At 58.8% G+C, this 7324-nt stretch carries 8 protein-coding genes; 3 read left to right on the plus strand and 5 right to left on the minus strand.

The features are described from left to right. The first annotated feature begins 15 nt into the window (after positions 1–15). Entirely contained in the window at positions 16–1824 is a 1809-nt protein-coding gene (locus ACM6IO_RS22875) for an aminopeptidase P family protein (protein WP_414912274.1), read from the plus strand. On the opposite strand, the gene ACM6IO_RS22880 is transcribed toward ACM6IO_RS22875, so the two are convergent. Beyond that, on the minus strand, positions 1817–2725 hold the full coding sequence (locus ACM6IO_RS22880; protein ID WP_414912275.1) for a LysR family transcriptional regulator: 909 nt from the start codon (positions 2723–2725) through the stop codon (positions 1817–1819). The two genes, ACM6IO_RS22875 and ACM6IO_RS22880, sit on opposite strands and share 8 nt — an antisense overlap. Before the next feature lie 116 nt (positions 2726–2841). Between ACM6IO_RS22880 and ACM6IO_RS22885 the strand changes: the two genes are divergently transcribed. Then, a complete protein-coding gene (locus ACM6IO_RS22885) occupies positions 2842–3840 on the plus strand; it encodes a zinc-dependent alcohol dehydrogenase family protein (RefSeq protein WP_207286748.1) in 999 nt (332 codons plus the stop codon). Here the strand turns inward: ACM6IO_RS22885 and ACM6IO_RS22890 are convergent. Both ACM6IO_RS22890 and ACM6IO_RS22895 read right to left on the minus strand, forming a co-directional pair. Next, entirely contained in the window at positions 3837–4427 is a 591-nt protein-coding gene (locus ACM6IO_RS22890) for a 2-hydroxychromene-2-carboxylate isomerase (protein ID WP_414912276.1), read from the minus strand. The two genes, ACM6IO_RS22885 and ACM6IO_RS22890, sit on opposite strands and share 4 nt — an antisense overlap. A gap of 36 nt (positions 4428–4463) precedes the next feature. Continuing rightward, a complete protein-coding gene (locus tag ACM6IO_RS22895) occupies positions 4464–5192 on the minus strand; it encodes an SDR family oxidoreductase (protein ID WP_008032599.1) in 729 nt (242 codons plus the stop codon). A gap of 92 nt (positions 5193–5284) precedes the next feature. On the opposite strand from ACM6IO_RS22895, the gene ACM6IO_RS22900 reads away from it, so the two are divergent. Continuing rightward, on the plus strand, positions 5285–5845 hold the full coding sequence (locus tag ACM6IO_RS22900) for a TetR/AcrR family transcriptional regulator (RefSeq protein WP_414912277.1): 561 nt from the start codon (positions 5285–5287) through the stop codon (positions 5843–5845). 9 nt (positions 5846–5854) lie between these two features. On the opposite strand, the gene ACM6IO_RS22905 is transcribed toward ACM6IO_RS22900, so the two are convergent. Next, positions 5855–6136 carry a hypothetical protein gene (locus tag ACM6IO_RS22905; RefSeq protein ID WP_008043007.1) on the minus strand — a complete coding sequence of 94 codons (282 nt, stop codon included), beginning with the start codon at positions 6134–6136 and terminating at the stop codon, positions 5855–5857. Positions 6137–6305: 169 nt separating this feature from the next. After that, entirely contained in the window at positions 6306–7193 is an 888-nt protein-coding gene (gene rhtA, locus ACM6IO_RS22910; RefSeq protein ID WP_008043004.1) for a threonine/homoserine exporter RhtA, read from the minus strand. Positions 7194–7324 lie beyond the last annotated feature (131 nt).

The following is a 7324-nucleotide window of genomic DNA, read 5'->3' on the forward strand; positions in this document are numbered from 1 at the left end:
TTAGCAGGAGACATGATGAGTACGCAGCCTTCGATCAATGGATCGGTGCCCGAGCGCCTGGCGCACACCCGCGAGCTGATGAGCCGGGAGGGCATTCACGCCCTGCTGGTGCCGTCGGCCGATCCGCACCTGTCGGAATACCTGCCGGGCTACTGGCAAGGACGGCAATGGCTGTCGGGCTTTCATGGCTCGGTGGGCACGCTGATTGTCACGCCGGATTTCGCCGGCGTCTGGGCCGACAGCCGTTATTGGGAGCAAGCGACCAAGGAACTCAAAGGCAGCGGCATCGAATTGGTCAAGCTGCAACCGGGTCAACCCAGCCCGCTGGACTGGCTGGCCGAGCAAACCCCGGAAGGCGGCGTCGTCGCGGTAGACGGTGCGGTGATGGCCGTGGCCTCGGCACGCACGTTGGGTAGCAAGCTCGAAGAGCGCGGCGCCCGTCTGCGCACCGACATCGATCTGTTGAGCGAAGTCTGGAGCGATCGTCCGACGCTGCCGAACGAGCCGGTCTATCAGCACCTGCCGCCTCAGGCGACGGTCAGCCGTGGCGAAAAACTCGCCAACCTGCGCGAGGTGTTGAAAGAGCGTGGCGCCGACTGGCATTTCATTGCCACCCTCGACGACATCGCCTGGCTGTTCAACCTGCGTGGCGGCGATGTGTCGTTCAACCCGGTGTTTGTCTCTTTCGCCTTGATCAACCAACAACAGGCAACCCTGTTCGTGGCCTTGAGCAAAGTCAGCGCCGAGCTGCGCGCGATCCTCGAACAGGACGGCGTGACACTGCGCGATTACAGCGAAGTGGCCGACGCCTTGCGCGCAGTGCCGAGCGGCGCGAGCCTGCAAGTCGATCCGGCACGCGTCACCGCCGGTTTGCTGGATAACCTGAACAGCGGCGTGAAACTGGTCGAAGGCCTGAACCCGACGACATTGGCCAAATCGCAGAAAAGCCTGGCCGATGCCGAGCACATCCGTCAGGCCATGGAGCAGGATGGCGCGGCGCTGTGCGAATTCTTCGCCTGGCTGGAGTCGGCGTGGGGCCGCGAACGCATCACCGAACTGACCATCGACGAACACCTGACCGCAGCGCGCACGCGTCGTCCGGATTACGTGTCGTTGAGTTTCAACACCATTGCCGCGTTCAACGCCAACGGGGCGATGCCGCATTACCACGCGACCGAAGAAGAGCACGCGGTGATCGAGGGCGACGGTCTGTTGCTGATCGACTCCGGCGGCCAATACCTGGGCGGCACCACCGACATCACGCGGATGGTGCCGGTCGGTACGCCAACCGATGAGCAGAAGCGCGATTGCACACGTGTGCTCAAAGGCGTCATCGCATTGTCCCGTGCGCAATTCCCTCGGGGCATTTTGTCGCCGTTGCTGGACGCTATCGCCCGTGCGCCGATCTGGGCGGAAAACGTTGATTACGGTCACGGCACCGGTCACGGCGTCGGCTATTTCCTCAACGTTCACGAAGGCCCGCAAGTGATTGCCTATCAAGCTGTTGCTGCGCCGCAAACCGCGATGCAGCCGGGCATGATCACTTCCATCGAACCGGGCACCTACCGTCCGGGTCGCTGGGGCGTGCGGATCGAGAACCTGGTGTTGAACCGTGAAGCGGGCAAGAGCGAATTCGGTGAGTTCCTGAAATTCGAAACCCTGACCCTGTGCCCGATCGACACGCGCTGCCTGGAACCGTCGTTGCTGACTCAGGACGAAAAACAGTGGTTCAACGCGTATCACGCCGAAGTGCGCGAACGCTTGAGCCCGCTGGTCGACGGTGCAGCCCTTGAGTGGCTGAACACTCGAACCGCTGCTATCTGATCGGCTTGAGTTCAGGCGCTGCTTCCAGCGCCTGGCTCATGTAGTCGACAAAGGCTTTGACCCTGGCGGATTGGCGACGATTCGCCGGGGACACGGCATGCATCGGCAGTGACTGCGCGGTGTAGTCCTGCAAAATCGCTGTCACTCGCCCGGCTTTCAAGTCTTCGCTGAACAGCCACACTGGCGACAACGCAATCCCCAGTCCCCCCAGCACCATCTCGCGGATTGCCTCCGAGTTGTTGCTTTGCGCATTGCCCTTGATCCGCACCTCGTGACGTTGATTGTTTTTCTCGAAAACCCATAAATTCTGACTGTTCAACAGATTGAACTGCAGGCAGTTGTGCCTGCCCAGTTCTGCCGGCGTGTGCGGCTGGCCGTGTTTTTTGAGGTAGGCCGGCGCTGCGACAGTTACGCGGTGGGTAGTGCCGATGTGGCGGGCGATCAGGCCGCTGTCATTCAGCTCACCGATTCTGAAGGTGACATCCAGTCCTTCGCTGATCAGGTCCTGGTTTTGATCACTCAGTTGCAGGTCGATTTCTATGCCGGGATGGCGCTCAAGGAATTGCGCCAGGCGCGGGGCAATCTGCAAACGCCCGAAGCTGACCGAGGACCCAATGCGCAGGTGACCGGCAATGCGCTCCCTGCCGGACTGGAAACTGTGCTCGGCCGCATCGACGGCTGCGAGGATTTGTCGACATTCGTTGTAGTACCGCTGGCCTTCATCCGTCAGGGAAAGCTGACGGGTGCTGCGTGCAATCAGTTTTCCGCCCAGCCCGGTCTCCAGCGCCTTGAGCACTTTGCTGATGGTGGGCTGGCTGGTCTGCATCTCTCGGGCAACGGCAGAAAAGCTGCCGCGTTCGACGACCCTTACGAAGATCGCCATTGCATTGAGTTTGTCCACGGGAGTTCTCGTTGATGCCAAATAGGCATGGTCACTATAGCTATTTGGCGTCTTATCAGCATGAATCGGTTGGCCGAAGATTTATCCCACAGCCAACTCTGACGGGAATATGCGAAATGACTGACTCACTTGAAATGCGCGCTCTGATTGTCGACTCGGCCAACGCGCCGCTACGCTTGGTTTCCATTCAACGACCGGTGCCTGAAGCAGGGCAGGTATTGGTCCGGATCAAAGCCAGCGGGGTAAATCCACTGGACGGGAAAATCCGTTCGGGCCAGGCCGCCCATGCACGTCAGTCATTGCCGGCGGTGTTGGGCATTGATCTGGCGGGAACCATCGAGGCGTTGGGGGAAGGGGTCAGTGGATGGCTACCGGGCGATGAGGTTTATGCCATGGCCACCGGCATTGGCGGGGCGCAGGGTTCGTTGGCGGAGTACGCAGCAATCGATGCCAGACTGCTGGCGCGCAAGCCAGGCAATTTGAGTATGCGTGAGGCGGCGGGGTTGCCGTTGGTGTTGATTACGGCGTGGGAAGGGTTGGTGGACCGGGCGCGGGTGCGTGCGGGGCAGAAGGTGCTGATTCATGGCGGTGCGGGTGGTGTGGGGCATGTGGCGGTGCAAATAGCCCGCGCCTTCGGTGCCCAGGTGTTTGCCACCGGTTCTGCCAGGCATCAGGCAATCATCGAAGGCTTCGGTGCGACGTTTATCGACTATCGCCAGTCTTCGGTCGAGGAATATGTAGCGCAACACACGGATGGGGAGGGCTTCGATATCGTCTACGACACGGTGGGCGGTGAGACACTGGATGCGTCATTCAAGGCTGTACGGGTTTATCACGGTCATGTGTTGAGTTGCCTCGGTTGGGGGCAGCACAGTTTGGCGCCGCTCTCGTTTCGTGGCGCAACCTATTCCGGCGTATTTACGTTATTGCCGTTACTCACCGGCGTGGGGCGCGAGCGTCACGGGGAGATTCTTCGTGAGGCGGCTCTCTTGATCGAGGCGGGCAAGCTGAAGCCGATAATGGATCCTCGGGCGTTCACTCTGCAAACCGCCGAGGCCGCCCATGAGCTGCAGTTTTGCGGAGCGGCTCAGGGGCGGTTGGTCATCGAGATTTAACGCAGGGCTTCAATGACGAAGTCCAGTCGATCCTGGCCGAAGAACAGCTGGTTATCGATGAACATGCTGGGGGCGCCGAACACGCCGCGTTGCACCGCTTTCTCGGTGTTGTCCTTGAGCGCTGCCTTGACGTCTTCATCGGCGGTCAGGGCCAGCACTTCGTTGGGGTCAAAGCCGTTCTGCGTCAACACTGAAGCGACGGTCGCCGGGTCATCGAGGCTGCGTCCTTCAACCCAAAGCGCTTTAAACAGGCAGTCGATGAATGCCTGAAAGCGTTCGGGATGGCGTAACTGCATGCCAGTGACGGCGCGCATCAGCATCAATGTATTAATGGGAAAGTGCGGATTGAACTTCAGTGGCACGCCATAACGTTTGGCGTAGCGGTCCAGGTCCTGAAACATATAGAGGCCCTTGGCCGGAATGGTCGCAGGGGAACCGTTGCCGGTGGCTTTGAAAACGCCGCCCAGCAGCATCGGGATGTAGACCAGTCGGCTGTCTGTCTGCTCGCAGATTTTCGGCAGTTGGGTATAGGCCAGGTAGGTGGCAGGGCTGCCGAGGTCGAAGTAGAACTCAACGGTTTTGCTCATGTTCTATGCGCTCTGTTTATTGTTATTGGGGAGGGCTTACCAGCGTTCGCTCCAGGGGCGCAGGTCCAGCTCGAAGGTCCAGGCGTCCCGGGGCTGGCTGTGCAGGTACCAGTAGTTCTCGGCAATGTGCTCGGGATTGAGAATGCCATCCTGATCCTTGGTGGCGTACTTCTCGGGAAAGGTGTCGCGGATAAAGTCGGTATCGATAGCGCCGTCGACGACGACGTGAGCAACGTGAATATTCATCGGCCCCAGTTCGCGGGCCATGCTTTGAGCCAGTGCGCGAATGCCGTGCTTGGCACCGGCGAATGCTGCAAATCCGGCGGCACCCCGCAGACCGGCAGTCGCGCCGGTAAACAGAATCGTGCCCCGCTGACGCTTGGCCATGCGCTTGGCCACTTCACGGGCATTGAGAAAGCCTGAGAAACAGGCCATTTCCCATATCTTGAAATACTTGCGAGCGGTTTCTTCGAGAATGCTGCACGGCACATTGGCGCCGATGTTGAATACAAACGCTTCGATAGGGCCGATCTGGCTTTCAATCTGCTCGACCAGCGCAATCACGTCCTCTTCCTTGCGCGCATCACAGGCAAAACCATGGGCTTCACCGCCCTCGGCCTTGATGGCGTCCACCAATGGCTGGAGTTTGTCCGCACTGCGCCGGGTGACACAGGCGACAAATCCTTCTTGAGCAAAACGTTTGGCAATAGCTCCACCAGTAGCATCACCGGCGCCGACAACCAGTACGACCTTCTTATTATTCATGGGGTGCTCTCTTTGCTAAACGATCGTTAACTAAACGAACGTTATGCTACGATTCGGCAGGCGTCAAGATGATCAATACAGAGGGCAAGGCAATGCGTTACTCGGCCAATCACAAACTGGAAACCAAACAGAAGCTGCTGGAAAGCAGTGCGTTGTCGGCGAAGAAGTCGGGTTTCGCAACAGTCGGTGTCGATGCCTTGATGAAGGCTATCGGCTTGAGTGGTGGGGCTTTCTACAGCCACTTTTCGTCGAAGGATGAGCTGTTCGCTTCAATTGTCGAGCGTGAGCTGGTTCAAAGCCTGGAACGATTGGGGGCGGATCAGGACCGTGACCGGCTCGAGCGCTGCCTGAAGCATTATTTGAGCATGTCCCATGTCGAACACCCGGAGTCGGGTTGCGCCTTGCCGGCATTGGGTGCCGAAATAGCCCGTTCAGACGTGCTGGTCCGGCAGCAAGCGGAGAGCTGGATTTGTCGGCTACAAGAGAGTTGGGCGCGGATTCTGGAGAGCGACAGCCTGGCATGGGCGATTCTGTCGCAATGCATCGGCGCGTTGGTTGTGGCGCGAATGCTCGCCACCCCTGACATCCAGCGCACGGTACTGAAGTCCAGTTACGATGAGATCAGCCGTCAGATCGCCGGTCCGCGGACCTGAAGTGACGGCCTACTTGCAGATGACGATCATGCTGCGGCTGGTATAGCCGGCCGGGTTGAGACCAAACGGATAATCGCCAGGTTCTTCCACGCCATCCCCTGATTTTGCGATGACCTTGTATCCCTTGGGCGCACAGGAGTTGGCTGCGCTGGTGTAGCACTTGTCCCAGGATGACGACAGCCCGGAACAGTTGATATGCAATCCTTTCTTGCCACGTTTGGTATGAGTTTCCGAAGTCGCCGCGCAGCCCGCAACTGCAAGTATGGCGATCAGTATCAAAATTCGTTTCATTGCTGTCCTTATAGCGTCCCCGGATCTTTGCGCCCGGGTCTGGCCGTGTTCGCTTTAGCTTGAAGCGTTCTTATATCCCTATCGTGAAAAATCCATGTCTGACACTGGGTTACGGGCCTAAACATGGCCTAATTGCGCGGTAAATACCAGACCTTCGTCAAATCCTGTATTAATCCGCGGCAACCGCAGGTTTGGCGGCACCGCCCATGGTCATGGTCGCGCCGACGGAAGCCAGAATGATGCAGATGATAGCCATCCACTGTGACAGTGAGAGGTATTCATGGAGGAACAACAGACCTGACAGGGCACCTATCGCAGGTTCAATACTCATCAGCGTGCCGAAGGTGCGGGCTGGCATTCGGGTCAGGGCGACCATTTCCAGCGTATAGGGTAGGGCAGTGGACAACAGGGCGACGCCGATCGCTATGGGGATCAGCGATGGCGTCAGCAGCGCGGCGCCAGCATGCACAATACCGATAGGCGCTACGAACAGTGCGGCAATCATGACGCCCAGTGCAGCAGTCTGTACGCCATTGTCTGCACCGGCCTTCTGGCCGAATAGAATGTACAACGCCCAGCAGACTCCGGCCCCCAAGGCATAACCCGCACCGACCAGATCAATACCGGCAGTCGTGGCTCCCGTGGGTATCAATAACAGCAACCCGATGGCGGCCAGTGCGATCCATAAAAAGTCGATCGCGCGACGTGAGGCATAAATAGCAACCGCCAGCGGCCCGGTGAACTCCAGCGCTACCGCGATTCCCAATGGGACTGTGCGCAGGGACATATAGAAGAGGAAGTTCATGCCGCCGAGTGCCATCCCGTAGACAATGACCGTGCGCAAGGATTTCGCGGTGAGCTTCGCACGCCATGGGCGCAGCAGTATCAGCATGATTACGCTGGCGAAAATCAACCGCAGGGTCGTTGTCCCCTGCGCACCGATAACCGGGAACATGCTTTTGGCCAGGGAGGCTCCGGACTGGATCGACGCCATGGCTATCAATAGCAGGCCAACCGAGAACAGGGTCGAGGCAAGGCTGCGGGGGTGGTCATTCATTGCGTGGCATCGTCCAAGGCAGGAAACGAACGTATTGTTCTAGTGTTGGGCAATATACTGCGCATTCAAGGTGTTCGCGTCTATATATAAGCAGTGATTTTGAGCATCCTGATAGAAAGGCTAAATTAGGG

Source organism: Pseudomonas sp. IT-P44, assembly GCF_949768225.1.
In the GTDB taxonomy this organism is placed as follows: Bacteria; Pseudomonadota; Gammaproteobacteria; order Pseudomonadales; family Pseudomonadaceae; genus Aquipseudomonas; species Aquipseudomonas migulae.